We start from the raw sequence: 26099 nt of genomic DNA on the forward strand, positions 1-26099 counted from the left end.
GTAGAAGCGAGAAAACGAGCACCGAAAACTGAGCACCGAAAATCCCCCTGGCGGGGTGGCCGTGGGCGTGCTTATCCGGTGTTTTTCATCCCGGCGGCAATACCTTTGACCGTCAGCCGAAGGGTTCGTTCTTCTTCGTCCGTCCGGTGGGTCTGTGACAGCAGGTGCGTCTGCAGCAGGTTCAGCGGGTCAACGTAGGGGTTCCGGCGTGAGAGGCTCTCTTCGAGCCACTCGCGCTTGAGCAGTCCGTCGCGGCCGGTGATATCGAGCATCAGCGAGACGGCGTCTTCGTACTCCGCCTGGAGCCGTGGGAAGTACTCGTTGCGCAGGTCTTCGTCCGCGAGGTTCGCGTACTCGGCGGCGATTTCGAGGTCCGTCCGCGCCAGCGACGTCGCCGCGTTGTCGAACACGCTGTGGAAGAACGGCCACTCGTCGTACATCTCTCGAAGGGTGGCGAGGTCGCCGCCCTCGTCGAGGTAGGCTTCGACGCCCTGGGCGAGCGAGTACCAACCCGGGAGGATACACCGCGATTGCGTCCACGAGAACACCCACGGAATCGCCCGCAGGTCTTCGACGGTGCGCTCCGCGTCGGAGCGAGAGGCGGGCCGAGAGCCGAGGTTGAGTTCCTCGATGACCGTGATGGGCGTCGCCTGCTCGAAGTAGGAGACGAAGCCGTCGGATTCGAGGAGGTCACGGTACTCGGCGCGGGCCGCCGCTGCCATGATGTCCATCGCTTCGACCCAGTGGTCGGGGACGTGCTCTTCGGGTTCCCGAATCGACTGGAGTCGCGCGCGAACCTGCGCGTTGAGCATCTGTTCGAGGTTGCGCTCGGCGATACGCGGGTTGCCGTACTTCTCGGCGATGGCCTCGCCCTGCTCGGTGAACTTGATTTGGCCGGTGACCGTCTCGTTCGGCAGTGCGAGCATGGCCTCGTTCATCGGGCCGCCACCGCGCGAAATCGAGCCACCGCGGCCGTGGAACAGTCGCATCGTCACGTCGAAGTCGTCGCAGATGGTGGCGAGCCGACGCTGGTTCTTGTAGAGGTCCCAGTTGGCCGCGAGGAAGCCGTTCTCCTTGTTGGAGTCGGAGTAACCCAGCATAATCTCCTGGACGTCGTTGCGGGCGGCGAGCGCCTTCTCGTAGGCGTCGTTCTCGAACAGCGTGCCCATGATACGGCGCGCGCCGTTGAGCGCGGACTCGGTTTCGAGGAGTGGCACCACGTCGAGACCACAGTGGTCGGGCAGGGAGACGACGCCCGCTTGGTCGGCCAAGAAGAGCACTTCGAGGACGTGCGACGGCTCTTCGGTCATCGAGATACAGTACGTGTCGATTGCGCCGACGCCGTACTCGCGCTGCCACTCGCCGAGTTTGCGGAAGCGACGAAGGACGCGCTGTGCGGTATCGGAGAGGTCTTCGACGGCTTCGAAGTCCACGACCGGTTCGTCCTGGAGAATCGCGTCGGTGAGGAGTTCGACGCGTTCTTCTTCGGTTCGCCCGCGGTAGTCGATTCCCTCGTGGGCGAGCGCGTCGTGGACGGCTTCCGTGTGGTTCTCTTGGTGGTCGCGCAGGTCGAGGCTGGCGAGCGTGAACCCGAAGGTATCGACCTGTCGCATCAGGGGTTCGACGTACACGTTTGCGACCTGTTCGGCCCCGATGCTCCGGAGACTGGCGTCGATGACCTCCAGGTCGTCCATGAGTTCCGCGGGTTCGTTGTAGCCGTTGGGTCGAACGTCCTCGATGCGGCGGAGGCGCTCGCGCATGAGCTTCAACTTCTGGCGGTAGGGTTCGTCGGGGTAGCGCTCGTCCGCCTCTTCGGCGACGACCGGCAGCAACTCGCGGTCGGCCTTGAGCGACCGTTCGAGTTCGTGACCGGTTTCGACGCGGGTCGCGTCCTGACTCAGCACGCCCGAGAGGCGCTTGAGCGAGTCGCTGTACTTTTCGAGGACGACGTTTCGCTGTCGTTCCAGCGTCTCCTCGGTGACATCGACGGTGACGAACGGGTTGCCGTCGCGGTCCGACCCCGCCCACGAGCGGAATTCGAACAGTTTGGGCACGTCGAGTCCCGGATACTCGCGGTGGATGACCTCTTCGAGTTCCTCGTACACCTCTCCGACGACGTCGAAGAGGATGCTTTCGAGGTACCATTGCACGTTTCGGGCTTCGTCTGTCGGTTCCGGGCGGCGATTGCGCACCTGGGAGGTCTGCCAGAGGCTCGTCACCTCTGCGACGATGTGTCGCCACTCTTGGTCGTTTTCGAGGTCGGTCAGTCGTCGTTCGTCGAGGGTTTCGAGTCGGTTCGCAATCGACCGAAGCTTCGCCTTGACCGTCTTCCGACGTGCTTCCGTGGGGTGAGCGGTGAACGTCGGTTCGATGAGCACGTCGTCGAGGACGGTACCCAGGAGTTCTTCGTCCACGTCTTCGTCGCGGAGTTCGTCGAGTGTATCTAAAATCCCGTCTTCGAGCGTGCCTTCCTGCGACCCTTCGCGGATGACACGCACGCGCTCGCGCTCTTCGGCGAGGTTGATGAGTTCGAAGTACGTCGTGAAAGCGCGCGCGACGATACTCTCCGTCTCGGGTTCGAGTTCCGAGAGCACTTCGTACAGGTCTTCTCGAGACCCGGTCTCGCCCTTTCGGTAGGCTATCGCCGCTTTTCGAAGCTCTTCGACCGTCTCGAACGACGCCGTCGAGGTTTGCGCCTCCAGTACGTCCCCGAGCAGTGCCCCAAGCTCGCGGACGTCTTGGCGGACGTCCCTGGTGTGCAATCGCATCGTTATACTCAGATACGAGTAGCAACTTGTAAAAGTGCACGAGTAGCGTCGAAAAATTGCCCGAGTTTCAGTTCTCAATGAATGTTTGACAACGACTACTGTTTTTCTCGGCACAGGCTTGAGTCGGACGCTCGGACGAACACCCGAGACAGGCGAGCGGACACACCCGAGAGCGACCGAGGTTCTGTGACCGAACAACAGGGGGGATTCGTCACGCTTTTACTGGCCCACTCGAAGTTCAGAACATGAGCGATAGCGACAAGTACCCCAGCGACTCAGGTCGGCGTCGGTTCGTCAAAGGCGTCGTTGGGGGAGCGGCGCTCGCGGGCGTGGGAACGACTGGCGCGGCCGCAATCAACTCCGCGACCACCTCACCCGGTGCGGGTGGCGGTGCGACGCAAGCGTACGCAATCGAGAACACTGGCGGCCCCGCCCCGCGCGGTATGCCACAGATTCCGGTCGAAATCGACTCGGACGGCTTCATCAAGGGCGTCTGGCCGGAAGTGAAGACCGAAAATCAGGGCGGTATCGAAGTCACCGTCGCAAGTACTGAAGACTACAAGGGCACTGGCGTCACCTACTCCTCCGAGTGGTTCCAGTACTGCGGTGTCGAGTCCTACGAAGGCATTCAGCCCGACTACGAGTCTGACAACTACTTCCTCTCCGACTCCGGTGCCTACGAGTGGCAGTCTGAGACCTACAGCGCCGGTGACCGCCTGAACATCAACGACTTCTCCGACTACACCGAGTGGGGCAACGGCATCGGACGAGCGGGTCTCGGCAAGCCCGCGACCGGCACGTGGCGCTCGCAGGACAGCGAGGACACGATTCCGATTCAGATAATCCGCTCGCCGCTCATCGAAGAAGCGGCCCAGGATAACGAGTGGCTGGCCGCTTCGACTGACCAAGGCGTCATCGCGTGGCTCAACAAGTGTACGCACTTCTGTTGTGTCCCCGGCTACAAGCAGGCCGCCGACGCCGCGAAGTTCGGTGCGGAAAACGACGTCTACTGTCAGTGCCACCAGTCGGTCTACGACCCGTTCTCGGTCGTCCAAACGCTGTTCACCGCTCGCCCGCGACCGCACAGCGGCGAATAACGAATTCGGTTCTTCTCTCTCCTCTCTCGCGTTGCACGCTCTGAGCGCCGCTCTTCGCCCGTGAACAGTCGAAAAGAGAACCTCGTTAGCCCCCGCTCACCGGCGGGAACAACGCGAGTTCGTCGCCCGTCTGTGCGGGCGTTCCGAGTTCTGCTGGTTCGCCGTTCCGAAGCACGTTGATGTGGTCGTGGAGACTGCCATCGGTGGCGAGCACCCGCGATTCGAGCGCTGGGTGAGATTCGAACAGCGCATCGAGGGCATCACCCACCGTCGCCTCGTCTGTGACCTCCACCGACACCGTTCGCGCCTCGGCGACTTCTGCGAGGTCTGCGAACAACTTCCACTCCATGACACACACTCCTCGTTCTGTGGTCATGAGGATTGCGCCCCCGTATCGAGACCCTCGCCACTGAGTTCGGTCCACTCGGGACCGTCGCCATCGCCGTCCGAGTCGTCGGTATCCGAGTCGCCGCCGTCTGTCTGGGCCATCGTCGCCCGCTGTTCGACCTTCCTGAGCAGTTCCGGCCGGGCGACGACGTAGAGTACGTCACCGGCACCGAGTTCGCGGGAGTTGCTCGGGATGGCATCGACCGGCTTGTTCGTGGGACGGATTGCGACGACGGCCGCCCCGACGTCCGCAACCGGCCGGCCGTCGAGTTCCGCGCCGTCGGCGACGGTGACGACGGCCATCGTCTCGTCGGCGTTCCGCAGCAACGACGCGAACTCCCGGTCGATGTGTGGTTCGGACGGCAGCGTGACCAGTCGGTACGTTTCCGCCGTCGAGAGCGCCGCGGCATCGTCGGCATCGAGCGCGATAGTCGCCGTGTCGTCGGCGACGCCGCGGAGTTCGCCGAAGGCGACTCGCTTCGCAGACGGCCGTTCGATGGGTTGTTCCGCCGCTTCCCCGTCAACGGCTGTTTCATCCGCGTTCCCGTTCGAAACGACGGCGTGTCCCTCGTCGGACGTCCCGCCATCTGATGACGTACTGGGCGTCGGTATCGACCACACCTGCACCGGGTCGCCGGCGGCAGCGCCCGGGCCGGGGTCGCCGCGAACCGGGACCGCGACCGTTCCAGGTGCGAGTGTCACCCCGAGTCCGGCGATTCGGCTCCCGAGTGCGAGGTAGGTGACCGCCCCGTCGTCGTCGAACTCGACGTCCACGTGGCCGACGCCGTGGTCCTCTTTCAGACGCGACGCGAGTCGGTCGCGGAGTTCGTCCGTCGAGAGACGTCGCGGGAAGAGCAGCGTCTTGCCCGCAAGCTGCTCTTTGACCGACTCCGAGACCGGGTCGTACGCCTCGATGTCCTCGATTTCGTCGGGGAGCGTGACCGACGTGACGCGCCCCACCGTTCGAACGAGGCGGCTCACTTCGGCGTCGAGTTCTCTCGCGCCCGCGACGGCGAACACGTCCGTGGCGATACGGTCGCCGACGAGACGGCCGACCGGCGAGATGAGCGCCGCACCGATGAGGACGCCGGCGTTGAACAGTACCGTCTCGGGGTTGAACACCTCACTACCGGTCTCACCGAGCACGTCTGCGAAGAGACCGACGGTGTTGAGATACAGTGCGACGATTGCCGACCCGAACAGCACGGCGAGCGCCTGCGGAATCTCCGCTTTCGTGAACCATCGATAGCCGAGCGCCGCCAGCGCGGCGGTCAGGAATCCACCGACGAGCAGTCCGATGAATCGCAGAATCGGGAGGACGAGCGCGTCGTCAACCTGTGGGACCGAAATCTGTGAGAGGACGGTGGCGAGAACTATCGGTTCGCTCATGCCACGACCTCCGAAAATCGGTTCAAATCGCTCCTCGTCCCGACGGCGAAGACGGTATCACCGGCGCTGACGCGGTGGTCACCACGAGGGGCTATCTTCCACGCACCCTCGTGACGGACGGCGAGAATCGCCACCCCGTACGTCTCTCGAACCTCTGCCTCGCGGAGCGTCACGTCGTCCAGCACACCATCGACGGCAGGGGTGACTCGCGCGAAGCGTTTCCCGGCGCGTCGGAGCAGCGAGACGAGTTCGAACTCGCGTCGGACGCCGCGCGAGCGGACTTCGAGTCGTCGAACGTCGCTGCCGAGCAGTGATTCGACGTTGCTGCGCTCGACGGCGAGCGTGACACTCCCGGCCCCGCCTTCAGCAGTCGGCGCACGAGGCGTGACGAGAGGCCGGTCGTCGCCCGCTTCGTCGTCTGTCTCCGACTCGGTCGAATCCGCCGAGGCGGTGATACCCGCGACGGTTGCATCGATTTCTCGCTCGTCGGTGACGACGGTCACCTCGTCTCCCTGTGCGAGTCCGGTCGGGACGAGCGTCGAGACGGAGACGGCGCGCGTCCCGGATTTCAGACGACGAGAGACACCCCCGCTCGGCGGGGCCGCGGCGACCGTCGCCTTCGCTTCTTCGTTGATGCTGACTTCGACCGCTTCGAGGTGGAACTCGCTTTGCAGCCGGTCGGCGAAGCGTGTCTCCAACTCTGGAATCGGAATATCGGCGGGGAACATCCACTCACCGTCACGAATCTTCGACCGCAACTCGGCCGAAATCGGCGGGTAGCCCTCGACGTCGCCAACGTCGCCGGCGACGGTCACGCGGACCTGCCCGCGCCCGCCGACGAGTTCGACCACGTCGGTCGAGAGCGTCCGCTCGGTGAGTTTTCGCAACGAGACCTTCCGCGGGATTTCGGTCGCAAACGCGTCGCCGCGATTGTGGGCGTAGAGCGCCCCCATCAGGACGACGAGGAGGGCGACGGTGAGTCGAACTTGGTTCGCAGACTGCGTGATGCTCGGGTCGGCCAGTGCCATGAGACCGCCGCTCGCGCCGGCGATGGCGACGCTGAGGACGACCACGGCGAGTCCGGGAACCGTGATGCCGGTGATGTAGCGAAACCCGAACCCGAGTGTCCACGCGACGAGCGCGGGCACCAGCCCGGTTAAGACGCCGAAGTAGAGACCATAGACGACTTCGACGGGTAATGAAGCCATAGCCGGTTCCACTCGCTGACGGACCAAATGTGTACCGGGGAGCGTGCGAACAAGTCACGTCCGTCGAGACCAGACCAATCCACTTTTTTCGTGGCACCTCGTGGACTCGGTGATATGGTGTCGGTACGTGACTGGTTCGGTGCTCGGACGACCATCGGCGTTGTCTTTCTCGCCGCGGTGTTCTCGACGGGTATCGGACTGGTGAACATCAGCGTTCCCGCGACGGGCGGCGTGCTCGCCCCGTACATCCCCGAGTCGGTCCGCCTGCTCGCCGGATTTACGGGCACGCTGACTGGCTTCTTGCTCCTGGCGAACTCCTTCGGGCTTCGTCGTCGCCTCCGGTCGGCGTGGTATCTCGCGTTCGTCTTGCTCCCCGTCTCGGCGATACAGGGCTTGATTCAGGGGTCGATTGGCGCGGTTCTACTTGTCGCCCTCTCGCTCGTCGGACTCGTCTTGCTCGTCATCAACCGCGGCGTGTTCGACCGTCCCGTCGATCTCTCGGTGACGCAACTGTCGGCACTGCTCGCCATCGTCGGGTCGTTATCCTACGCGACGGCGGGAGCCTACGCCCTCAGAGAACAGTTCAACGGCATCGAGACGCCTTTCGACGCGCTGTACTTCGCGCTCGTCACCGGCAGCACCGTCGGCTACGGCGACATCACTCCCGACACGGCGATTGCCAAGCTATTCGGCCTTTCGGCACTTCTCGTCACCGTTGCGAGCTTCGCGGTCGCCCTCGGTGTCCTGCTCACGCCCGCTATCGAAGCACGACTCACCAAAGCACTCGGACGAATGACTGACACACAACTCGACATCCTCGAAAACCACGTTCTCATCCTCGGCCACGGAGAACTGACCGAACCGATTCTCGAAGAACTCGAAGACCGGGCGTCCGTCCTCATCATCACGCCCGACACGGAACGCGCCCAACGGCTCACCGAACGCGGCTTCGACGTGCTCACGGCCGACCCGAGCGGCGAGGAGTCGCTCGAACGCGCCCGCGTCGAGACCGCTCGCGCCGTCATCGTGGCGACCAACAACGACGCAGAAGACGCCCTCGCCATCCTGACCGCGCGGCAACTCAACCCGGATATCCACATCGTCGCGGCCGCGACCCACCGCGAGAACGAGAACAAACTCCGGCGCGCCGGCGCGAACACCGTCATCAGTCCGGCCGCGCTCGGCGGCCACTTCCTCGCCGAGTCCGCTATCGGCGGTCGTGGACTCGAAGGGCTCGAGACGAAACTGCTCGACGAAGAACCGGAGAAAGTGATGGAACAGACCGGCGTGGACCCCGACGAGGAGTTCGGCGAGGACGCGGGCGACGACTGACCGACCGGCGACGACCGACCGGCGACGACCGCCCGGCGACTGACCGCCCGACGACCGCCCGGCGCTTACTTGGAGTGGCCGCGGTCGAAGACGGCCACGTCGGAGTCTATCTCTTTGATTCGTTCGAACGTCGGCGGCGAGATGAACCGCGAGGCCGCCGACCGCTCGCCGCTGGAACCGAGCACCACGAGGTCGTAGGTCTGGGCGTTCGCCGTCAGAAAGTTCGTCACGGGTGCGCGGGCGACGCGCGTCTCGATGTTGCCGTCGGCCGTCTCGACGAGGTTTGCGAGTTTCGTCTCGGCGCGCCGGCGTTCGACCTCCGAAGCGATACACGTCGTGACGCTCACGCTCCCCGTCTTGCCGGCCAAGCGCGTTGCGAAATCGACCATGGCGTGTGCGGTGTCGCCGGGCCGAGAGACGAGCACGAGCACACGCCGCCACTTGTGTCGGTCTTCGACCGACCGAAACGCCACCGTGTCGTACTGGCCGCCGAAGAGACCGCGAACGTAGTCCGAGAGGAAGCCTCTGTCTTCCTCGTACGGACACGCCACGAGGTCGCAGTTGGTGTTTTTCGCGGTCTCTAAGGTCGTCGGCAGCGGTTCGCCGCGGGCGACGACGACTTCGACCGGGACGCCGATACGCGTTCGAATCTGGTGGGCGACCCGTTCCAGTCGTTCGACTGCGGCGTCAGCAGTTGGATTTCCAGTGCTCTCCGCGGCGAGGTCACCCGGACGCCGCTGGGTCTCTTCGCTGGAGTCGATTGGCCGTGCGCCCTCGGTCTCGCGCGGTTCGAGCACGTCGAGGAGGACGACTTTGCCGGCCGTGTGTGCGGCCGCCAACCGTGCGGCGAAAAAGGCAGTCTGGTTCCCCGTGTCGCCCCGCATGGGCACGAGCACGTGGTCGTCGCCGCGGACAGTCTCGTAGAGGTACTCTGCTCGTCGCTCGTAGAACTCGTTACGCCACACCCAGAAGAAGAGCGCGATGACGACGCTGGCGAAGAAGATACTCACCACGTACTCGACGGGTTCGACGTCGCCCGTCACGAGCGTCAGCAACGCGGTCGAAAACGCCGATGGGGCTTCGACGTCGAGCGCCCACGTCGCCGCTCCCGCGAGCAAGATAGCGAGCGCGGCCGAGGTGGGGTGGACGATAACCGTCTCCGAGGGCACGTACGCCCACTGGGTAAACGCGAAGGCGACGAGACCACACAACGCGCCCACGGTGAGCGCGACGACGAACCGGACGGGCGACGCATAACGGCCTTCGGGGTCGGCAAAGAGCGTGTACGTCCCCGCCGCGAGCGGTGGAAACAGCAGGAACGAGAGTTCGGTAATCGCGTTCGAGATGAACGTCACCACCGCGATGAGGAGCGGGATGACGAGCAGAACCGTCAGGTGAAGGAGGTTGTTCGTGTTCTCTATCCAGCGCCGAAACGCCGCGAGTTCCCGTCGCTCTGCCCGTCGAACACGGGTAGAGAACGCTTTCGCGCGACCGAGAATCTTCTCGGGAAGGCGGCGCAGTCGCATCGAGAGCCTAGTGCAGGTCGGCGACGGCGTCGAGCGAGATTTTGATGGCGCGCTCGACGTTGTTCTTCGCCTTCTCGGGGAGTTCGTCGTCGGAGTCTGCACCCTTCTGCGTGCCGGCGACGAGGTTGCCATCGACCGTACAGATGGCACCGGCGCGGAGTCCCTTGCGGCGGGCGAGCGAGAACACCGTCGCGGCCTCCATCTCGATAGCGAGCAATCCGGCGTCGTTCCAGTCTTCGACGTACTCGTCGGACTCGTTGTAGAACGCGTCGTCGGAGACGATGGGACCGACGTGTACGTCTTCGTCGTTCGATTCGGCGGCGTCGCCAGACTCCGTCTGGCGGCCTGCTGAATGTGATTCAGCAGCGTCAACGAGCGACGTGAGCACGTCGTAGTCCGGAACTGCCGGGTAGACTTCCGACTCGTAGCGCTTCGAGGTGCCCTCCTCTTTGGCCGCGCCGGTTGCGACGATCATGTCGCCGATTTCGATGTCTTCCTGCAGCGCGCCGATTGTGCCGACGCGAATGAACGTCTCGACGCCGACCCGGGAGAGTTCTTCGACCGCAATCGCGGCGGAGGGACAGCCGATTCCGGTCGAGGAGATGGTGAGCGGGACGCCCTCGTACTCGGCGTTGACGATTTTGTACTCGCGGTTCGCTGCGACTTCCTCGACGTTCTCGCACTGCTTGGCGATGCGGTCTACACGCCCCGGGTCGCCGGGGATGAGTGCAATGTCGTGAACGTCGCCTTCTTCGACGAGGAGATGGGGCTGTTTCGCCATACTCGAACGTCTCGGGTCGCGGTGAAAAACGACGCGATTCGTGAGGTTCGAACTCGACGGTCTCGCCCCGTCCGAGTCGGGCGTTCAGGCGACACCGGCGAACACTGCCGGCGCGAGCACGAACATCGTCACCCCGAAGACGAGCGACGAACGGAGCCACTGGCCCCTGACGGCGGTCGCTCGCTCCTCGTAGATACTCCGTCCGGCACGAGGGAGGACGAAGTGGGCGAACAGCAGGTAAATCCACACCATCACGAACAGGGTTGCGACGAGATGGGGAATCGCATCGACGCCGAACAGTGGGAGGTCCGGGAACAGCATATCCGACGTGAGAAAGACGAAGGCGTACAGGACGCCGGCCATCGCACCCGCCAGGTAGTGGACGACGTTCGCATCGACGAAACTCACCTCGTCGGGTCGGCTTTTCCGAAGCACCGAAGCGGCGATGTACGCGGGCGTAAAGCCCTCGTCTTGTCGCCACATCGGGACGCCCATCACGATTGCGGCCGCGATACCGACGAGCGCGCCGAGGGCCAACTGCACCGTGAGCGAGGCCCCGGCTGCGAGCGCGTCGAGTACGACGACCGCGGTTCCCACCAGCGTCAGCATCGTTCCGACGATAGCCGGGAGGGACTAAAACGTGTGGGGTCGGACTGGTCGCGGGGGTTACGTCGCCTCGACGAGGTCGGCGAGTCGGTCCCAACTGAGTTGGGTTCGCGCCCCGGGTTCGGCGGCCGTGAGCGCGCCACACGCGTTCGCAACCGACAGTGCTCGCTCGTAGCTCGCGCCGTCGAGTCGCGCGGCGATGAATCCCGAGGCGAAAGCGTCGCCCGCGCCGGTCGTATCGACGGCATCGACCGGGTAGCCCGGGTGGACGTACCGGTCGTCGCCGTCACGAACTTCCGCGCCGTTCGGCCCGTGTTTGAGCACGAGCGTCGTCTCGTTCAACGCGTCGCTGATACCGCCGTTTCCAGCGGCTTCGTCGAGAGCGGTCGCCGCCTCGCGGTCGTTGAGGAAGACGAAATCGACCGTCCGAATCGCGTCGGCGTAGCCGCGGTCGCCGATTCGGCGGCCGGGGTCGAAGCTCACCGTGATGCCAGCCTCGGACGCGCGGTTGGCGAGAAGCGCCGCCGTCTCGGGGGACTGACTCGTCAAATGGAGGTGCTCTGCGGCTTCGAGCGTGCTCTCCGAGAGGTCGGCGGCGTGGAAGGCTTCGTTCACGCCCGGCGAGCCGAGGACGAACACGTCGCCCGCGGCATCGACGACGATGTACTTGACCGTCGTCGGCCCGGTATCGGCGGTCACGACGGACCGACAATCGACGCCTCTGGAGGCGAGTTCGGCGACTGCACCCCGCCCGTGGCTGTCGTCTCCGACACTCCCGAGCAGCGCGGCTGAAACGTCCAACCCGACGAGTCCGCTGGCGACGTTCGCGGCGCTGCCGCCGCCGGCACCGACGCGAGATTCGACCGTCGCCTCCCCGTCGGGGGCGGGAAGGGCATCGACGCGAAGTGTCACGTCCCAGTTGACGTGACCGGCACAGATGACTCGGGACATGCGTCTCCGTGAATCGTTTCGCCGGCCAGATAACTCTCTCGGGTCACTCGACGGGCAGGAAGGTAAGCTGAACCGAACCGTGTCTAAAAAGGGGGTTATTTTGCGCCAGTTCGACTACGCCGCAGAGATTCGAGCATCTCTTCACCTCTTTCGAGGAGGTAGTCGAGGCGCTCGTCGTCCAATGATAACACGAGTCTGGAAGACGGGTCGTAGGTGATGACTCCTGTGTCATCGAGCTTCGGAAGGTGTTGGTGGTGGAGTTGGGTCTTCGAACATCCACCATCAGGGACCACCGACTCGAACGCGTCGCCACCTGGCTCGTCGATGTGCATCGAGAGCGTGGTCAGCGCCATCGGTGTTCCGTGGGTCTGAAGCACGCGCAACACGTGGTTGCGGTGTCGATTTACGAGGATGTCAGACACGACCAGCCTGTCTTCCATCGAGTTCGAATCGTTCATTGGTAACACTAGTACCCCACCTACTGTTCGACGTATGTCAGCAAAAATGTGCGTTATTTTCAATAACCGCCCCCGAAAACGGGAACGAATTGGTATGGTTGGGTAAAATAACCTCTTTTTCTTGGGCGTATCCCGACTGTCCGTTTCTAATCGGGCACCACCGACGTGGGAAACCCGACGCCAGTTCACACGCCAGAGACGGCGAACAACAGCAGGTTGTGGACGCCCGGCCCGAGTCCGACCGCGGCGACGAAACCGAGGAGCAGCGAGCCTTCGGTCGGGTCGTCGCGTACGAGGTCCGCGAGGAAGACGACCACGAGCGATGCGATGGCGACTTTCACGAGCACGAAGAACCAACCGACGCCGAGCACGCCGGCCGTCGGGAGCGCCGCGCCAACGTCGAGGATGACCTGTGAGAGCGGGGTTCGCTCGCCGAACCCGAGCACGTCGATGCCGACTGCGGTCGAAACCGCGTCGAGCGTGTGGCCGAAGATTGCGAGCACACCGAGCGGTCCGGTGATGCTCACCTTCGGGTCGATTCGCTGGAGAATCCCCCACGCGAGCGGGGCGACGACGACGGAGGCGAAAAATCCGACCGCCGGCCAGAAGATGCTCAGCGTCCCACTCTGGTAGCCTGCGACGAGCGTGATACCGACGAGGAGGGCGGCGAACCCCACGCCGAGTATCGCAAGCAAACGGGCCGAAAACGCCCCCGCTGAGTCGAGACCGAGCCACGTCAATCCAGCGAGTACGGTGACGGAGAGGTACACTGCGGGCGTCCCGGCGAACGGTTCGATAATCGGCGGAAGCAGTCCCGTGACGAACTGGACGTGCAGTGCGGACCCGGCGACCATCCACGGGACGAGCGCGAGGACGTGGTCGGCCGAAACGGTCGGGCGACGGCGACTGAAGCCGACGCCGACGCCGACGAGTCCGGCGACGAGGACGACCAGATACGGAAGCGGCGGCAGCGCGAACCCTTCGGGCAGGATGGCCATGCAGGAGGCGCGGCCGGGCGCAGTGAAAGCCTTACGTTCTTTAGCCCGCCCGAATTTGAACCGGTATGAACCAATCCGACCTCGCCGCCCGCATCGACCACACCGTGCTCGGTCCCGAAACGACGATGGCAGACGTCGAGACCGTCCTCGACGAGGCCGACGAGTGGGGTATGAACGCCTGCATCCCGCCGTGCTTCGTCGAGGAGGCCTCGGAGTACGCCCCGGATGTCGTCCTCGCAACGGTCATCGGCTTCCCGCACGGCCAGAACACGACGGCCGCAAAGCGCGAAGAGGCGGTCGATGCGTGGCGCGCAGGCGCTGACGAACTGGACATGGTCATCAACGTCGGCCGCCTCAAAGCCGGCGACGACGAACTCGTCACCGAGGACATCTCGGAAGTCGTCGCGGCCGTGCCGATTCCGGTGAAAGTCATCATCGAGACGGCACTCCTGACCGAGGAAGAGAAACACCGCGCCTGCGAGGCGGCCGAAGAAGCCGACGCCGCGTTCGTCAAGACCTCCACTGGCTTCGCCGACGGCGGTGCCACGGTCGAAGACGTGGAACTGATGGCCGAGTACCTCCCCGTCAAGGCCTCCGGTGGTGTCGGCTCGTACGAGGACGCGCTGGCGATGTTCGAGGCCGGTGCCGAGCGCATCGGTGCGTCGTCGGGCGTCGAAATCGTCTCGGGCGCACCCGAAGAATAAGCTGGTTCGACTCTTTCGACTCTCACTACTCTGCGCGAAGCGCGACGAGTCTCGCCGGTTCGTTTTCGCCACCTGCTTCGACTACGAACAGCGCGTCGTGGGCGGGTGTCGGGCCGGTGAGCGCCCCGCCAGTGAGCGAGTACTTCCAGCGACGTGCCCCGATTCGAGTGTCGTCGATGCCGACGCCGCCGGAGCGGTCGAAGGCGATGACGCCGCCGCTGTCGTCGCTCGTATCCGAGACGAAGATGGTGTTGCCCGCGCCAGCGGGAGGCGCGAAGAAGTCGCCGTCTGCGGACCACTGTTCTTTGCCGTCGTGAACGTCGTAGGCGTAGAGACCGCTTCCGTCGGTCGAGAATACTCGGTCGGGAGCGACGACGACCGAGTCGTGCGGTGAGGATTCGTCGCGGTGCCAGCTCGGTTTTCCGGCGTGCATCGCCCCCCGTAGGTACGCAACACCCGCACCGAACGCCCCGGCGACGACATCACTCGAATTCGGCAGCGCGAGTGCTTCGATGCCACCGGGCAACTTGGTACGCCACAGTCCCGTCGGCTCTCGTCTCGGTCCGTCGTCGTAGAACATACTCACCTCGCCTCCTTCCGTCCCGACGACGAGACGATTGTACTCGGCGGCGAGAGAGATGACCGGTCCGAACACTCGTATTCGCCACTCGACGGTGCCGTCGCTGACGCGAATCCGGTAGACGTAGCCATCGATATCGGCGGCGTAGAGGTGGTCGTCGTCCGGTCTTGGCCGAACGATGGGTGCCCAAATCGACGAGACTGTGGGCGCGCGCCAGACTTCGTCGCCGTCGTGGGTGAGTGCGAGGACACCATCTTGGCTCCCACTCTGGCCGACGTAGACGTGGTCGGAATCGACCATCATCGACGGGTCGAAAGAGTTTCTCGTCGTTGCAGACCATCGCTCGCTCCCGTCGGCCACGTCGAACGCTCGGAGCCGGTCGGGTTCGAGGTAGTAGACGGTGTTCTCGAAGACTAGCGGACGGCTGAGGTCTAGTTCACTGACTTCGACGCCCCACGACTCGGTCGGTTTCGAATCTGGCCCGGTCGCCCGAGGGTTGTAACTCGTGCCAGTCGGCGAGAAGTTCGGAAATGGCCAATCGGCGCGGCCATCGCCGGTGCTTCCGCGTTCGCCACCGAGACAGCCAGCGAGTCCGAGTATCGAACTCGCACCGATGGCGTGGAGGAATCGTCGTCGTGTGGGGCGCAAAAAGAACTCACGGGAGGGCATTTGCTACGACTTCAAAACCGGGTGACAAATATCTTGTCGCCTTCGGGAGCGAATCCTCTCGAAAGCGCAGTCGTAAATGAGGAAGTCGGAAGGAAGGGACGCTTAGGCCGCGGGTCTGCTGCGGCGTGCTTCGGAGCGGTCGTGGAGCATGCTGCCGAGTGCGCCACCGACGACGCCGGGGATACCGGCGACGGCGATGAGCACGATGGCGGCGGCGAAGGTGGTCAGCCCGAAGAACACACCCTCGAAGAGGATGTTGAAGATGACCAGCCCGATGGCGACGATAATCGCGCCGAGCATGGTGGCGACGAGGCCGTTGACGGCACCGTCGGTCATTCCGGTTGCGACCATGTAGCCCGCGACGAGTCCACCGATGACGCCGATGAGACCGAAGCCGAGGACTGGCAGTGTGACGGTCGTAAAGGGAATTGTAAATCCACTGAGTAGGCCGAGCAGGAGTGTCGTCCCGAAGCCGTAAGCTATTGCACGTATGTTGAGTTCCATAGCAGTTCTATATTCGCTAGATAAGATGATGAATTATATTCGCGGAATAGCGTACAATACGTCGGGCGAGAGCATCCGTCTTTTCGCTCTATCCGGTTTTCAGACCGATTAGGTTCCATCTCGGCGTCCACTCTCGTTTCCAACGGCAGGACTGAAATCGTCACGTCACGGACGTGGCGGCGAAAGTATTTTTGTGGGCTGGCACTGGTTGACGAATCTCTGTTGGCGAGGGACGACCGATACCGCGGCCCTTTTGCCTGCCCACATGGTACGTGCCATAACCGAATGGCCCGATACCACATCGAAACGTACGGCTGTACCTCGAACCGCGGCGAGAGCCGAGCCATCGAGAGCGCGCTCCGCGATGCCGGGCACTACCGCGTCGAGGGTCCCGAGGAAGCCGACGTTGCCATCATGAACACCTGTACGGTCGTGGAGAAGACGGAGCGCAACATGCTCCGACGGGCCAAAGAACTGGAGCGCGAAACGGCGGACCTCATCATCACCGGCTGTATGGCCCTCGCGCAGGGCAACGACTTCCGCGAGGAAGGTATCGACGCCCAGATTCTCCACTGGGACGACGTACCGAACGCCGTCACCAACGGCGAGTGTCCGACCCCCGGCCCCGGCGTCGAACCCGTCCTCGACGGCGTCGTCGGCATCCTCCCCATCGCTCGCGGGTGTATGTCGAACTGTTCGTACTGCATCACCAAGTTCGCAACCGGGCGTGTCGATTCGCCCTCGGTAGAGGAGAACGTCGAGAAGGCTCGCGCGCTCGTCCACGCCGGAGCGAAGGAACTCCGAATCACGGGTCAGGACACCGGCGTCTACGGGTGGGACAAGGGCGAGCGAAAGCTTCCGGAACTCCTCGACCGCATCTGCACGGAAATCGAGGGCGACTTTCGGGTCCGCGTCGGCATGGCTAACCCCGGCGGCGTCCACGGCATCCGCGACGAACTCGCCGCGGTGTTCGCCGAGCACGATAAACTTTACAACTTCATCCACGCGCCGGTGCAGTCCGGGTCGGACGACGTTCTAGAGCACATGCGCCGGCAGCACCGCGTGGACAAGTTCAAGGAAATCGTCGAGACGTTCGACCGAGAGTTAGGATACTGGACGCTCTCGACGGACTTCATCGTCGGCTACCCCACCGAAACCGACGCGGACCATCAACGTTCGATGGACCTCCTGAAGGAGGTTCGCCCCGAGAAAATCAACGTCACGCGCTTCTCCAAGCGTCCCGGCACCGACGCCGCCGACCTGAAGGGTCTCGGCGGGACCATCAAAAAGGAGCGCTCGAAGGAGATGTCCGAGGCGAAGATGGACATCGTCGCCGACGCCTACGAGTCGATGATTGGTACCCAACACGACGTGCTCGTGGTCGAAGAGGGCCACGGCGACTCGGTGAAGTGCCGCGACGAAGCCTACCGCCAACTCATCGTCCAGAACGCATCCGAGTACGGACTCGAACCCGGCGACTTCGCCACCGTCGAGGTCACGGCACACCAGACCGTCTACGCGTTCGCAGAGCCGGTGGAGACGCCCGCCGAGACGGCCGTCGCCGGCGCGAAACAGCACTCCTAACGACTCCCCGTTCTCCCGACTCCCCGCAGTTCACGGCCGAATCGACCACACGAGTTCGTCCCGGGTCGAGTTCGGGAACTCGCCGTCGAAGTTCGTCAGTTCCCACGACGACGCGCCGACGAGTTCCAAGAGGAGTTCGAACTCCCGCTTCGTCATCGACTTGATTCGGTAGCTCTCGGAGACGACGAGTTCGTCGTTCGCATCGAACAGCGCCTTCTCACCGCGGACGATGCCTTCGATTTCGTCTTCGAAGTCGGCGCGGTGCATGATGCGATACGTCTCGCCGTCGAGTTCGACCTGTTCGGTCTCTTCGGTGCCGTAGTTCTCGATGACGAACTCGCAGTCCGGCGCGTAGAAGTTGAGTACCAATTCGCCGTCGTCGTCGGTCGCGGCGAGCAACGATTCGAGCGCCGCCAGTTGGTCGTCGATGGTGAGGTTGTGCAGGAACGCCCGAAACGGGACGATGACCAACTCGTAGGGGTCGTCCACGACGAAGTTCCGCATGTCGGCGTGCCACACCCGCGGGTCGAGTCCCTCCTCGTCGGCTTTCGTCCGGAGTCTGTCGAGCATCCCCGTCGAGATATCGATGCCCGTCGCATCGACGCCGTGGCGCAGGAGTTCGAGGTAGATACGACCCGTGCCACACCCGACTTCGAGCACGCGCCCATCGACTTCTCGGGCGCGCTCGACGTAGTACGACACGTCTTCTGTCGGCGACGTTTCTGCGTCGTACACCGAAGCCCACACGTCGTAGAAATCGACGACGCCGCGAGAATCCATAGACAGTCTCCGGCCGAGCCGGGTATAAAATTTGGCTAGACTGAAATCTCGATTGTCGGCAGTTGACTGGTGGTGGCTGGGTGTCGGCGACGATTACTCGCGCCGTGGAACGCCGTCGTCGGTCACCCGGAGAAACATCGCCTTCGATGCCGGTGCACTGTACTCGAAGCCCCACTGCTCGTAGAAGCCGTCCACGTCGGCGAGGAGGTTCACGAACGCCGACGGTGGCGCTTCGCGGTTCAGATACGCGACGAGTTCGTCCACGATTCGCGTGCCGAGTCCTCGTCCCTGGTGGTCCGGGTGGACCGCCACATCGACCACCTGATAGACGGTTCCGCCGTCGCCGACGAGTCGCCCCATGCCGACGATTTCCTCGCCGTCGAGGACGCGCACGCCGAACACCGTGTTCGGAAGCCCTCGCTCTGCGGCCGCGAGCGAACGCGGTGCCATCCCGGCCGCATCGCGGAGATTCACGTATGTTTCGGGGTCGGGAAATTCCGGGACGACGGTGTACTCGGTCATCGATTGAGGGTCACGCGCTCGGAGCCTAACGATTCTGTTCTCCGTGTCGCTTCACTCGAAGCTGTGCGCTACGGCCGCTTTCCGTCCCCGCCGTCCGGCGAGAAGGTCGTAAACCGCTCGGTCTCGTCGTCCTCTTTCCACTCGCCGAGTTCCTTGGGGTCCACGTGGACGAACACGTCGTCCACTTCGTCGATGTTGCGGATGGCTTGGACGACCCACGATTCGATTTCGTGGGCTTCGGTGACCGTCATGTCGCCTTCGACTTCGATGTGGAGGCTCACGTCCACTTCGGGACCGACGTAGTGGGCGACCACGTCGTGTGCGCCCTTCACGTCGGGGTGCGACAGCGCCGTCTGGATGATGAGCGCTCGAAGGTACTCCGGCGGGGCGGCACCGACGAGGTAGTTCACGTTGTCGCGGACGATTTCGTAGCCCGTGTAGATGATGCCGATAGAGACGACCATCGCCGCGAGCGGGTCGAGGATGGGATAGCCGGCTTGCGCGCCGAGGACGCCGACGAGCGCGGCACCCGCGGTCAGGATGTCGTTGCGGTTGTCGAGGCCGGCGGCGACGAGCGCGGGCGAATTTCGGTTTTTTCCGACGCGCTGGCAGTAGCGATAGAGACCGAACTTGATGACGGCCGCGGCGACGAGCACGAGCACGCCGTAGGTCCCCGCGGGGCTCCCGTAGGAGCCTTCGAGAATCCGGACCGTACTCTGCCAGAGAATCGCCCCGCCCGCGGCGAAGACGCCCACGGCGACGAACAGCGCGACGAACGGTTCGATTCGCTCGTGGCCGTGCGGGTGCTCGAAGTCCGGTGGCTTCGTCGTGAGATACAGTCCGGCGAGAATGATGATACTGTAGATGGAGTCCGAGAGGCTGTTGACCGCCTCGGATCCGACGGCCAGACTCCCCGTGGACCACCACACTGTACCCTTCCCGACGGCGAGCAGGAGGTTCGCTGCGAGGACGACGAACCCGACCCGACGAATCGCCTGCGTTCGGTCCATTACCCGACATTCGGGGGTGGGGTTGAAATGAGCTTCGGGCGAGAGCGACCGTTTAGACGCGGTTTACAAGAGTTTTAGATTCAATCAAAACTAAAGCGAACGGCGCTTTGGTCGTCTTCGACAGTCGCCCCGTCGAGGCTCGCAAACGCCTCGTGGAGGTGGTCGTACGACTCGTCGAGCGCCTGCACGATGACTTTCGTATCCGAGAGTATCGGCATGAAGTTCGTATCGCCGTTCCACCGCGGGACGACGTGGGTGTGGAGGTGGTCGTCGATAGAGCCACCCGCGGCAGACCCGCCGAGGTTCTCGCCCGCGTTGAAGCCGGCGGGGTCGAATGCGGCGTCGAGCGCGTCGATGGTCAGCGATTTGAGTCGGGCGTGGTCCAGCAGTTCTTCGTCCGTGAGGTCGGTGAAGTCGCCGGTGTGCTTGTACGGGATGACCATCACGTGCCCCGGCGCGTAGGGGGCGTTGTTGAGGATGACGAAGGAGTGTTCCGAGCGCGCGACGATTTTGCTCTCTCTGTCCTCGTCGCGTTCGGGGAGTGCACAAAACGGGCAGGAGTACTCCTCGTCGTCGCGGTCACGCGTCACCCACTCGATGCGCCACGGGGCGAACAGTTGGTCCATGTCGGGTGGACGAACCGAGAGGTGCAAGGCGTTTCGGTCGTCGGAAAGTCACCTTCATCCGTCAGGGATACGGAGACAGGGTATGGTCCTCAGCGATGGGTTGTTGGTGTACCTCTTTGCGCTCGTCCCGGCGGTCATCTGGGGCTTTACCCCCGTCTTGGACAAACGAGGGATGTCGTACGACGGCACCGCCTTGCAGGCGTCGCTCGTCGTCGTCGTTGTGGACCTCTCGTTGGTCGTCTCGTTGCTCTTGTTTCGCGGAACTGCGCCCTTCGCGGGAATCGATTTAGCCATCGTGGGCTTGTTTCTCTTCGCCGGGGCGACGGGAACGGCGCTCGGTCGGCTGGCAATCTTCGTCGGCGTGGACCGAGTCGGGGCGAGTATCAACAGCGCAGTCGTGAGCGCTCGCCCGCTGTTCGCAACGGCGTTCGCCTTCGGACTGCTCGGTGAACCCGTCTCGTTCTCTACGGGCGTCGGTATCGTCGTCCTCGTCGGCGGATTGGTCGTCCTCAGCCTCGCAAAGGGCGGCGACCTCTCGGGGTGGGAGACCCGTGACCTCGTCTACCCACTCGCTTCGGGCGCGCTCTTCGCCTTCGGAAACGTCCTCCGACGATTCGGACTGGAGACGGGCGGTGCGGACGTCCTGCAGGCCGTCGCCCTCAACGAGGCGGGTGCCCTCCTCGTCTTTCTCGGCTACGCCGCCGTCCGCGGGGTCGATGGGTTTCGCTCCGCCGACCGTCGGTCCTACGGCTACTTCGCCGTCAGCGGCACACTCACCGCCGTCGCCCTCATCTCACTGTTCAGCGCGCTCGCGCTTCCGGCGGGACAGGTGGCAATCGTCGAATCGCTCGCGGCGACTGCTCCGCTGTTTACCACGGTCTTCGTCTACTTCCTCCTGCAAGACCTCGAACGAGTCACCCGCGGCGTCGTCACTGGGGCGATGCTCGTCGTCGTCGGAACTGCGTTGGTGACGTTTTGACCGGTAGTGTGTGCCAAATCTACCGAAACAGAAATCGCACCGAAAAGTCGATACCGATTACTCGGTCAAATTCACGTAGCCGTCTTCGGTGACGATGACGGTGTGTTCTGCCTGCCCGACCATCGCACCGTCTTCTTCCTTCAAGACGGGGTAGCTTCGGAGGACGCCCTGCTGGACGAGGCGCCGAATCGCCATCTCGGAGCGGCCGCCGTCGAACCAGCGCCCGGCGAAGGGGAGCAGTTTGTACTCTTCTCGAATCTCGTCGAGGAGTTTGCGGGACATCCGGTCGCGGACCGAGCGGTCGTTGACGAGGCTGTAAATCTCGTTCTTCGAGCCTTCGGTCACCTTGCCCGTGCCGTCGGTTGCGAACGGTTCGATTGCGACCACGTCGCCGACTTCGAGTTCGACGCCGCGGTCCGCGCCGCGATTCGGAATCGTCGGGTCGGTGTGGGCGTCCCACTGCTCGACGCCGTGACCCGAGAGGTTGAGCACCGGCGTGTAGCCGTAACCGCGAATCACGTCTTCGATTTCCGCGCCGATTTTCCCGGTGTGCGCGCCCGCTTCGACCATGTCGAGGGCGGCGTCGAGCGCCTCTTCGGCGGATTCGACGAGTTCGTCGTTGCCCGAGAGGTCCACTGTCACCGCGGAGTCGGCGATGTAGCCATCGATGTGGACGCCGAGGTCCAGACAGACCATGTCCTCGCCGAACTCGGTGTCGTCGTTGCGGCCGGGACTGGCGTGCGAGGCTTCTTCGTTGATGCTGATGTTGGCCGGGAACGCACAGCCGTCGGCGAGTTCGCAGATGCGCTCTTCGGCGTACTCGGCGACTTCGAGGTGCGTGACGCCCGGTTCGATCATCTCGGCAGATTCGTCCATCACCGTGCGGAGGACCTCCCCTGCGTTTCGATACTTCTCGACCGTCTCTTCGTCGAGGGGTCCGATGCTCATGGCCGCGAGTTAGTCACCCCACGGGAAAGCGGTTGCGGGATGGGAGAGTTCGCCCTCGGCCAGCTCTGAGCCTGCCGCGTGACTATATAGCTCATACAACTTCTACTAGCAAGGTTTTCTAACGTATAGCGTCATCCTACGGGCAGACTGACTACTATGAGCGCACTCACATTCCACCCCGACGTTGCCGACAAGCACCTCCGTGTGAATCTCAACGAGTGGGACGACGTGTACGTCGTCGGCGACGTCCACGGGTGCCTCCCCGCGCTCGAACAACTGGTCGAACGCCTCGACCCCTCGCCGGAGGATTTGGTCGTCTTCGTCGGTGACCTCGTGCGCAAAGGTCCGGACAGCAAGGGCGTCATCGACTACGTCCGCGAGCGCGACAACTTCCTCACCGTTCGCGGCAACAACGAGGAGAAACTCATCCGCGGCACGAAGGAAATCGACGCGCTGACCGACGACGACCTCGACTGGATCGAGAGCCTCCCGGTGGCTATCTCGTGGGAAGGCGGTCTCGTCGTCCACGGGGGCGTCCACCCCGACAAGCCCCTCGCAGAACACGACATCGACGACCTCGAAAACACCCGCGCGATGAACCCCGGCGACAGCTACGACGGCCCGTTCTGGTTCGAACACTACGAGGGACCAGAACGCGTCTTCTTCGGTCACACCGTCATGGCCCACCCCGCGGTCTACGACTACGCGATGGGTCTCGACACGGGTGCCGTCTACGGCGGCGCGCTCACCGCCTACGACCTCCGCGCGGACGAACTCGTCGCCATCGACGTGGAGGAGACCCACGAGGAACGCTCCGACTCGAAGATTATCGAACCCCGCCAACCGGCCCTCGTCTGAGCGCGTTTCCGCCCCGTTTTCGTTTCGCCCCGTCTTCTGTCCACGCCTCCCGCCGAACGAGCGTCGCAGTAAAGTCCACCCGTGACCCACTTCTCGATACGAAATGTCTGAGGAAGATGGTTCGGTGCCCGACGGACGACCCCGGCTCTCGCTCGATGGCGGCGTCACGGACCCCGTCAGCGTCGGCCAACCGACGCGAACAGTCTCTGCTTCCGATGTGGACCTCACCGACTCGTCGCTGTATCTCAACCGCGAACTGAGCGAACTCGCGTTCCACGAGCGCGTGCTCCACGAGGCTATCGACGACCGGAATCCCGTGCTCGAACGCGTGAAGTTCCTCTCGATTCTCACCTCGAACCTCGACGAGTTCTTCATGAAACGCGTCGGCGGTCTCAAACAGCAAATCGACGCCGGCGTCACCGAACTGTCGCCCGACGGGCGCACGCCGAACGAACAGTGGCGACTCGTCCTCGACCGTGCCCGTGACCTGCTCGACCAGCAGAGCGCGTGCTATCACGAACTCGTTCACCCGGCGCTCGCGGACGCCGGAATCCACCTCGTCGAGTACGACGAACTCACCGAAGATGCACAGGTCGCGCTGCGCGACTACTTCGAAGCCTCGGTCCTGCCGACGCTCACACCGCTGACGTTCGACCCCACGCACCCGTTTCCGTTCATCTCGAACCTCTCGCTCTCGCTGGCGGTGCTCACCCGCGAACGCGACGACGACTCGCTGAAGTTCTCTCGGGTGAAGGTGCCCGGGAACCGACCGCGTCTCGTTCGCGTCGCCGACCACGTCGAAGCGGACGCCCAAGGGGAGACGAGTGGCGAGGGAACGGACGAGCGCGAGGGCGAACAGTTCGTCCCGCTCGCTCGCGTCATCGAAGCCAACCTCGACTTGCTCTTTCCGAACGTCGAAATCGTCGATACCTCGCTCTTTCGGGTGACGCGAAACGCCGAGGTCAGGCGCAACGAGGAGGTCGCAGAGGGTCTCATCGACACGATAGAGGACGTGCTTCGACAGCGTCGGTTCGCCACAGTCGTCCGCGTCGAAGTCGAAGACTCGACGCCCAAGCGGGTCTGCGACCTACTGGTCGAACAACTCTCGCTCTCGCCCGAGGAACTGTTCGAACGAGATGGTCCGCTCGATTACACGGGTCTCACGCCGCTGTTGGACCTCCCTCGGCCAGACCTCGCACTCGACAACTGGCGACCGCAACCACATCCTCGATTCGCGGGACTCACGGCCGACGAACCGGGGGAACTGTTCGCCGAAATCGCCCGGAAGGACGTACTCGTCCACCATCCGTACCACTCCTTTACGGGCACGGTCGGGAGGTTCCTCGAAGCCGCCTCGAACGACCCTCACGTCTTGGCTATCAAAGCCGCAATCTACCGAACCGCCCCCGACTCGGAGGTCATCGAGACGCTCATCGAAGCCGCGAAGAACGGCATCCAGGTCGCCGTCATGGTCGAACTCAAAGCCCGATTCGACGAGGAGAACAACCTGCGATGGGTCCGCCGTCTCGAAGAGGAGGGCATCCACGTCGCCTACGGGACGCTCGGTCTCAAGACGCACTCCAAGACGGCGCTCGTCGTCCGCGAGGAATCCGACGGCGTGCGACTCTACTCTCACGTCGCCACCGGGAACTACCACTCGCAGACGGCGAAACTCTACACCGACCTCGGTCTCTTCACCGCCGACCCCGACGTGGGACACGACCTCGTCCGCCTGTTCAACTACTTCACCGGTCACTCGCGGCACGACACCTACCGAAAACTGCTCGTCGCGCCGACCAACCTCCGCGAGGAGATGACGCGACTCGTCCGCCGCGAAGCCGAGAACGCCCGCGACGGCAAGCCGGCGCGAATCGTCGCCAAACTGAACGCACTCGAAGACCCCGAGATGATTCGAGAACTATACAAAGCCTCGATGGCTGGCGTCGAAATCGACCTCGTCGTCCGCGGCATCTGCCGACTCCGACCCGGAATCGAGGGAATATCGGAGAACATCACCATCTCTAGCGTCGTCGGCCGATTCCTCGAACACTCGCGCATCTATTACTTCGAAAATGAGGGCGACCCAGAGTACTATCTCGGTTCCGCCGACTGGATGGTCCGAAATCTCGACCGGCGCGTCGAGGCCGTCACACCCGTCGAAGACCCCGAACTCCGCGTCGAATTAGAGGCCGTCCTCGACGCACTACTCTCTGATAATCGCAAGCGCTGGGTGATGGATTCCGAGGGCCGGTACGAACAACTCCGACCCGGCGATGCGGAAGCAGTCGAGGCTCATCGGGTGCTGATGGACCGGGCGCTCGCCGCGACACATCGGGCGGAGTTGCTGGGCGACGTGGACGACGACTGAGAACATCCACGGCAGAAGACATTTATCGAAACTCGTCGCAGTCCAGACGATGCCCTCCTTCGAACCGCGGCGGCGGTTTTTGACGCGTGCTGGTGGCGTGCTCGGTTGTGGTGTTTCGCTGGCCGGGTGTCTCGGTGGCACGCCGAGTGCGGGTGACGAGCTATCGAACACCAGCGCAAAGCAACGCGCCCTCGACGCGGAGCGGGAATATCTCGAATCGCGTCTCGGGAATGCGTCGTGTCTCAGCGAATGGGGAATCACGGCGACGACGACAAGCAAAGAAGCAGCTATCACAAATCGAACGGCAGAGGGGGTATTGGTCGAAATTCGACATCCCTACTCGTACGAAGCGAAGCACGGTGATTCGTACAGTATCGCAGACCAGTCTTCGCAAGCCACCTATCTCGTCACGAACGAAGGTGCCGAGCGAGTCAGCGGCGACGATGTCTCACCCTGCTGACTCTCG

Annotated in this window: 25 protein-coding genes; 8 read left to right on the top strand and 17 right to left on the bottom strand. The window is 63.6% G+C overall.

The features are described 5' to 3' along the window. Positions 1 to 71 precede the first annotated feature (71 nt). The gene (gene ppc / locus ACFQJC_RS01625) at positions 72 to 2768 is read right to left on the bottom strand and encodes a phosphoenolpyruvate carboxylase (RefSeq protein WP_390221501.1); all 2697 of its coding nucleotides are present in this window, start codon (positions 2766 to 2768) and stop codon (positions 72 to 74) included. Positions 2769 to 3013: 245 nt separating this feature from the next. Here ppc and ACFQJC_RS01630 point away from each other — a divergent pair, with 245 nt between their 5' ends. Continuing rightward, positions 3014 to 3865 carry a ubiquinol-cytochrome c reductase iron-sulfur subunit gene (locus ACFQJC_RS01630; RefSeq protein ID WP_390221502.1) on the top strand — a complete coding sequence of 284 codons (852 nt, stop codon included), beginning with the start codon at positions 3014 to 3016 and terminating at the stop codon, positions 3863 to 3865. Positions 3866 to 3950: 85 nt separating this feature from the next. Here the strand turns inward: ACFQJC_RS01630 and ACFQJC_RS01635 are convergent, their stop codons facing one another. From ACFQJC_RS01635 to ACFQJC_RS01645, 3 genes are read right to left on the bottom strand one after another with little or no spacing between them, the layout of a single operon-like run. Beyond that, a complete protein-coding gene (locus ACFQJC_RS01635) occupies positions 3951 to 4214 on the bottom strand; it encodes a ubiquitin-like small modifier protein 1 (protein WP_390221503.1) in 264 nt (87 codons plus the stop codon). A gap of 23 nt (positions 4215 to 4237) precedes the next feature. Beyond that, entirely contained in the window at positions 4238 to 5641 is a 1404-nt protein-coding gene (locus tag ACFQJC_RS01640; RefSeq protein ID WP_390221504.1) for a DUF8167 domain-containing protein, read from the bottom strand. Continuing rightward, complete coding sequence (locus tag ACFQJC_RS01645; protein WP_390221505.1) at positions 5638 to 6849, bottom strand: potassium channel family protein; 1212 nt, start codon at positions 6847 to 6849, stop codon at positions 5638 to 5640. Before ACFQJC_RS01645 ends, ACFQJC_RS01640 begins: the two co-directional genes overlap by 4 nt. Positions 6850 to 6963: 114 nt before the next feature. Here ACFQJC_RS01645 and ACFQJC_RS01650 point away from each other — a divergent pair, with 114 nt between their 5' ends. Next, a complete protein-coding gene (locus ACFQJC_RS01650; protein ID WP_390221506.1) occupies positions 6964 to 8181 on the top strand; it encodes an NAD-binding protein in 1218 nt (405 codons plus the stop codon). A gap of 65 nt (positions 8182 to 8246) precedes the next feature. On the opposite strand, the gene ACFQJC_RS01655 is transcribed toward ACFQJC_RS01650, so the two are convergent. From ACFQJC_RS01655 to ACFQJC_RS01680, 6 genes are all read right to left on the bottom strand, one after another. Then, on the bottom strand, positions 8247 to 9707 hold the full coding sequence (locus ACFQJC_RS01655) for a universal stress protein (protein ID WP_390221507.1): 1461 nt from the start codon (positions 9705 to 9707) through the stop codon (positions 8247 to 8249). Between the two features lie 7 nt (positions 9708 to 9714). Continuing rightward, positions 9715 to 10488 (bottom strand): nucleoside phosphorylase, encoded by a 774-nt coding sequence (locus ACFQJC_RS01660; protein ID WP_390221508.1) that lies wholly within the window; start codon positions 10486 to 10488, stop codon positions 9715 to 9717. A gap of 84 nt (positions 10489 to 10572) precedes the next feature. After that, a complete protein-coding gene (locus ACFQJC_RS01665) occupies positions 10573 to 11097 on the bottom strand; it encodes a hypothetical protein (RefSeq protein WP_390221509.1) in 525 nt (174 codons plus the stop codon). A 57-nt stretch (positions 11098 to 11154) separates the two neighbouring features. After that, positions 11155 to 12045 carry an ATP-dependent ribose-1-phosphate kinase gene (locus tag ACFQJC_RS01670; protein WP_390221510.1) on the bottom strand — a complete coding sequence of 297 codons (891 nt, stop codon included), beginning with the start codon at positions 12043 to 12045 and terminating at the stop codon, positions 11155 to 11157. A 95-nt stretch (positions 12046 to 12140) separates the two neighbouring features. Continuing rightward, positions 12141 to 12503 carry a DUF7344 domain-containing protein gene (locus ACFQJC_RS01675; RefSeq protein WP_390221511.1) on the bottom strand — a complete coding sequence of 121 codons (363 nt, stop codon included), beginning with the start codon at positions 12501 to 12503 and terminating at the stop codon, positions 12141 to 12143. Between the two features lie 185 nt (positions 12504 to 12688). Further along, complete coding sequence (locus ACFQJC_RS01680) at positions 12689 to 13501, bottom strand: DUF63 family protein (protein WP_390221512.1); 813 nt, start codon at positions 13499 to 13501, stop codon at positions 12689 to 12691. A 65-nt stretch (positions 13502 to 13566) separates the two neighbouring features. On the opposite strand from ACFQJC_RS01680, the gene deoC reads away from it, so the two are divergent. Beyond that, on the top strand, positions 13567 to 14205 hold the full coding sequence (deoC, locus tag ACFQJC_RS01685) for a deoxyribose-phosphate aldolase (RefSeq protein ID WP_390221513.1): 639 nt from the start codon (positions 13567 to 13569) through the stop codon (positions 14203 to 14205). Between the two features lie 25 nt (positions 14206 to 14230). Here the strand turns inward: deoC and ACFQJC_RS01690 are convergent, their stop codons facing one another. Continuing rightward, entirely contained in the window at positions 14231 to 15454 is a 1224-nt protein-coding gene (locus ACFQJC_RS01690) for an outer membrane protein assembly factor BamB family protein (RefSeq protein ID WP_390221514.1), read from the bottom strand. Positions 15455 to 15556: 102 nt separating this feature from the next. Beyond that, the gene (locus tag ACFQJC_RS01695) at positions 15557 to 15958 is read right to left on the bottom strand and encodes a DUF5518 domain-containing protein (protein ID WP_390221515.1); all 402 of its coding nucleotides are present in this window, start codon (positions 15956 to 15958) and stop codon (positions 15557 to 15559) included. A 285-nt stretch (positions 15959 to 16243) separates the two neighbouring features. Between ACFQJC_RS01695 and ACFQJC_RS01700 the strand changes: the two genes are divergently transcribed. Further along, on the top strand, positions 16244 to 17542 hold the full coding sequence (locus ACFQJC_RS01700; protein ID WP_390221516.1) for a tRNA (N(6)-L-threonylcarbamoyladenosine(37)-C(2))-methylthiotransferase: 1299 nt from the start codon (positions 16244 to 16246) through the stop codon (positions 17540 to 17542). Positions 17543 to 17572: 30 nt separating this feature from the next. Here ACFQJC_RS01700 and ACFQJC_RS01705 read toward each other — a convergent pair whose 3' ends face one another. From ACFQJC_RS01705 to ACFQJC_RS01720, 4 genes are all read right to left on the bottom strand, one after another. Beyond that, positions 17573 to 18322, bottom strand: coding sequence for a class I SAM-dependent methyltransferase (locus ACFQJC_RS01705; protein WP_390221517.1), 750 nt, complete (start codon positions 18320 to 18322; stop codon positions 17573 to 17575). A 93-nt stretch (positions 18323 to 18415) separates the two neighbouring features. Beyond that, positions 18416 to 18844, bottom strand: coding sequence for a GNAT family N-acetyltransferase (locus ACFQJC_RS01710; RefSeq protein ID WP_390221518.1), 429 nt, complete (start codon positions 18842 to 18844; stop codon positions 18416 to 18418). Between the two features lie 68 nt (positions 18845 to 18912). After that, positions 18913 to 19854, bottom strand: coding sequence for a cation diffusion facilitator family transporter (locus ACFQJC_RS01715; protein WP_390221519.1), 942 nt, complete (start codon positions 19852 to 19854; stop codon positions 18913 to 18915). 80 nt (positions 19855 to 19934) lie between these two features. Then, positions 19935 to 20480 (bottom strand): HIT family protein, encoded by a 546-nt coding sequence (locus ACFQJC_RS01720; protein ID WP_390221520.1) that lies wholly within the window; start codon positions 20478 to 20480, stop codon positions 19935 to 19937. An 82-nt stretch (positions 20481 to 20562) separates the two neighbouring features. Here ACFQJC_RS01720 and ACFQJC_RS01725 point away from each other — a divergent pair, with 82 nt between their 5' ends. Beyond that, a complete protein-coding gene (locus ACFQJC_RS01725; RefSeq protein ID WP_390221521.1) occupies positions 20563 to 21459 on the top strand; it encodes an EamA family transporter in 897 nt (298 codons plus the stop codon). A 57-nt stretch (positions 21460 to 21516) separates the two neighbouring features. Here ACFQJC_RS01725 and map read toward each other — a convergent pair whose 3' ends face one another. Then, a complete protein-coding gene (gene map / locus ACFQJC_RS01730; protein ID WP_390221522.1) occupies positions 21517 to 22407 on the bottom strand; it encodes a type II methionyl aminopeptidase in 891 nt (296 codons plus the stop codon). 156 nt (positions 22408 to 22563) lie between these two features. On the opposite strand from map, the gene ACFQJC_RS01735 reads away from it, so the two are divergent. From ACFQJC_RS01735 to ACFQJC_RS01745, 3 genes are all read left to right on the top strand, one after another. Then, entirely contained in the window at positions 22564 to 23265 is a 702-nt protein-coding gene (locus ACFQJC_RS01735; RefSeq protein ID WP_390221523.1) for a metallophosphoesterase family protein, read from the top strand. Positions 23266 to 23368: 103 nt separating this feature from the next. Beyond that, positions 23369 to 25633 carry a polyphosphate kinase 1 gene (gene ppk1, locus ACFQJC_RS01740; protein WP_390221524.1) on the top strand — a complete coding sequence of 755 codons (2265 nt, stop codon included), beginning with the start codon at positions 23369 to 23371 and terminating at the stop codon, positions 25631 to 25633. Positions 25634 to 25682: 49 nt separating this feature from the next. Next, positions 25683 to 26093, top strand: coding sequence for a hypothetical protein (locus tag ACFQJC_RS01745; protein ID WP_390221525.1), 411 nt, complete (start codon positions 25683 to 25685; stop codon positions 26091 to 26093). Positions 26094 to 26099 lie beyond the last annotated feature (6 nt).

It is taken from the genome of Haloferax namakaokahaiae (genome assembly GCF_042663225.1).
In the GTDB taxonomy this organism is placed as follows: Archaea; Halobacteriota; Halobacteria; order Halobacteriales; family Haloferacaceae; genus Haloferax; species Haloferax namakaokahaiae.

Bases quoted from the DNA above. Each gene is read 5' to 3' on its own strand.
- ppc (WP_390221501.1), bottom strand. From the start codon at position 2,768: ATGCGATTGCACACCAGGGACGTCCGCCAAGACGTCCGCGAGCTTGGG.
- ACFQJC_RS01630 (WP_390221502.1), top strand. From the start codon at position 3,014: ATGAGCGATAGCGACAAGTACCCCAGCGACTCAGGTCGGCGTCGGTTC.
- ACFQJC_RS01635 (WP_390221503.1), bottom strand. From the start codon at position 4,214: ATGGAGTGGAAGTTGTTCGCAGACCTCGCAGAAGTCGCCGAGGCGCGA.
- ACFQJC_RS01640 (WP_390221504.1), bottom strand. From the start codon at position 5,641: ATGAGCGAACCGATAGTTCTCGCCACCGTCCTCTCACAGATTTCGGTC.
- ACFQJC_RS01645 (WP_390221505.1), bottom strand. From the start codon at position 6,849: ATGGCTTCATTACCCGTCGAAGTCGTCTATGGTCTCTACTTCGGCGTC.
- ACFQJC_RS01650 (WP_390221506.1), top strand. From the start codon at position 6,964: ATGGTGTCGGTACGTGACTGGTTCGGTGCTCGGACGACCATCGGCGTT.
- ACFQJC_RS01655 (WP_390221507.1), bottom strand. From the start codon at position 9,707: ATGCGACTGCGCCGCCTTCCCGAGAAGATTCTCGGTCGCGCGAAAGCG.
- ACFQJC_RS01660 (WP_390221508.1), bottom strand. From the start codon at position 10,488: ATGGCGAAACAGCCCCATCTCCTCGTCGAAGAAGGCGACGTTCACGAC.
- ACFQJC_RS01665 (WP_390221509.1), bottom strand. From the start codon at position 11,097: ATGCTGACGCTGGTGGGAACCGCGGTCGTCGTACTCGACGCGCTCGCA.
- ACFQJC_RS01670 (WP_390221510.1), bottom strand. From the start codon at position 12,045: ATGTCCCGAGTCATCTGTGCCGGTCACGTCAACTGGGACGTGACACTT.
- ACFQJC_RS01675 (WP_390221511.1), bottom strand. From the start codon at position 12,503: ATGAACGATTCGAACTCGATGGAAGACAGGCTGGTCGTGTCTGACATC.
- ACFQJC_RS01680 (WP_390221512.1), bottom strand. From the start codon at position 13,501: ATGGCCATCCTGCCCGAAGGGTTCGCGCTGCCGCCGCTTCCGTATCTG.
- deoC (WP_390221513.1), top strand. From the start codon at position 13,567: ATGAACCAATCCGACCTCGCCGCCCGCATCGACCACACCGTGCTCGGT.
- ACFQJC_RS01690 (WP_390221514.1), bottom strand. From the start codon at position 15,454: ATGCCCTCCCGTGAGTTCTTTTTGCGCCCCACACGACGACGATTCCTC.
- ACFQJC_RS01695 (WP_390221515.1), bottom strand. From the start codon at position 15,958: ATGGAACTCAACATACGTGCAATAGCTTACGGCTTCGGGACGACACTC.
- ACFQJC_RS01700 (WP_390221516.1), top strand. From the start codon at position 16,244: ATGGCCCGATACCACATCGAAACGTACGGCTGTACCTCGAACCGCGGC.
- ACFQJC_RS01705 (WP_390221517.1), bottom strand. From the start codon at position 18,322: ATGGATTCTCGCGGCGTCGTCGATTTCTACGACGTGTGGGCTTCGGTG.
- ACFQJC_RS01710 (WP_390221518.1), bottom strand. From the start codon at position 18,844: ATGACCGAGTACACCGTCGTCCCGGAATTTCCCGACCCCGAAACATAC.
- ACFQJC_RS01715 (WP_390221519.1), bottom strand. From the start codon at position 19,854: ATGGACCGAACGCAGGCGATTCGTCGGGTCGGGTTCGTCGTCCTCGCA.
- ACFQJC_RS01720 (WP_390221520.1), bottom strand. From the start codon at position 20,480: ATGGACCAACTGTTCGCCCCGTGGCGCATCGAGTGGGTGACGCGTGAC.
- ACFQJC_RS01725 (WP_390221521.1), top strand. From the start codon at position 20,563: ATGGTCCTCAGCGATGGGTTGTTGGTGTACCTCTTTGCGCTCGTCCCG.
- map (WP_390221522.1), bottom strand. From the start codon at position 22,407: ATGAGCATCGGACCCCTCGACGAAGAGACGGTCGAGAAGTATCGAAAC.
- ACFQJC_RS01735 (WP_390221523.1), top strand. From the start codon at position 22,564: ATGAGCGCACTCACATTCCACCCCGACGTTGCCGACAAGCACCTCCGT.
- ppk1 (WP_390221524.1), top strand. From the start codon at position 23,369: ATGTCTGAGGAAGATGGTTCGGTGCCCGACGGACGACCCCGGCTCTCG.
- ACFQJC_RS01745 (WP_390221525.1), top strand. From the start codon at position 25,683: ATGCCCTCCTTCGAACCGCGGCGGCGGTTTTTGACGCGTGCTGGTGGC.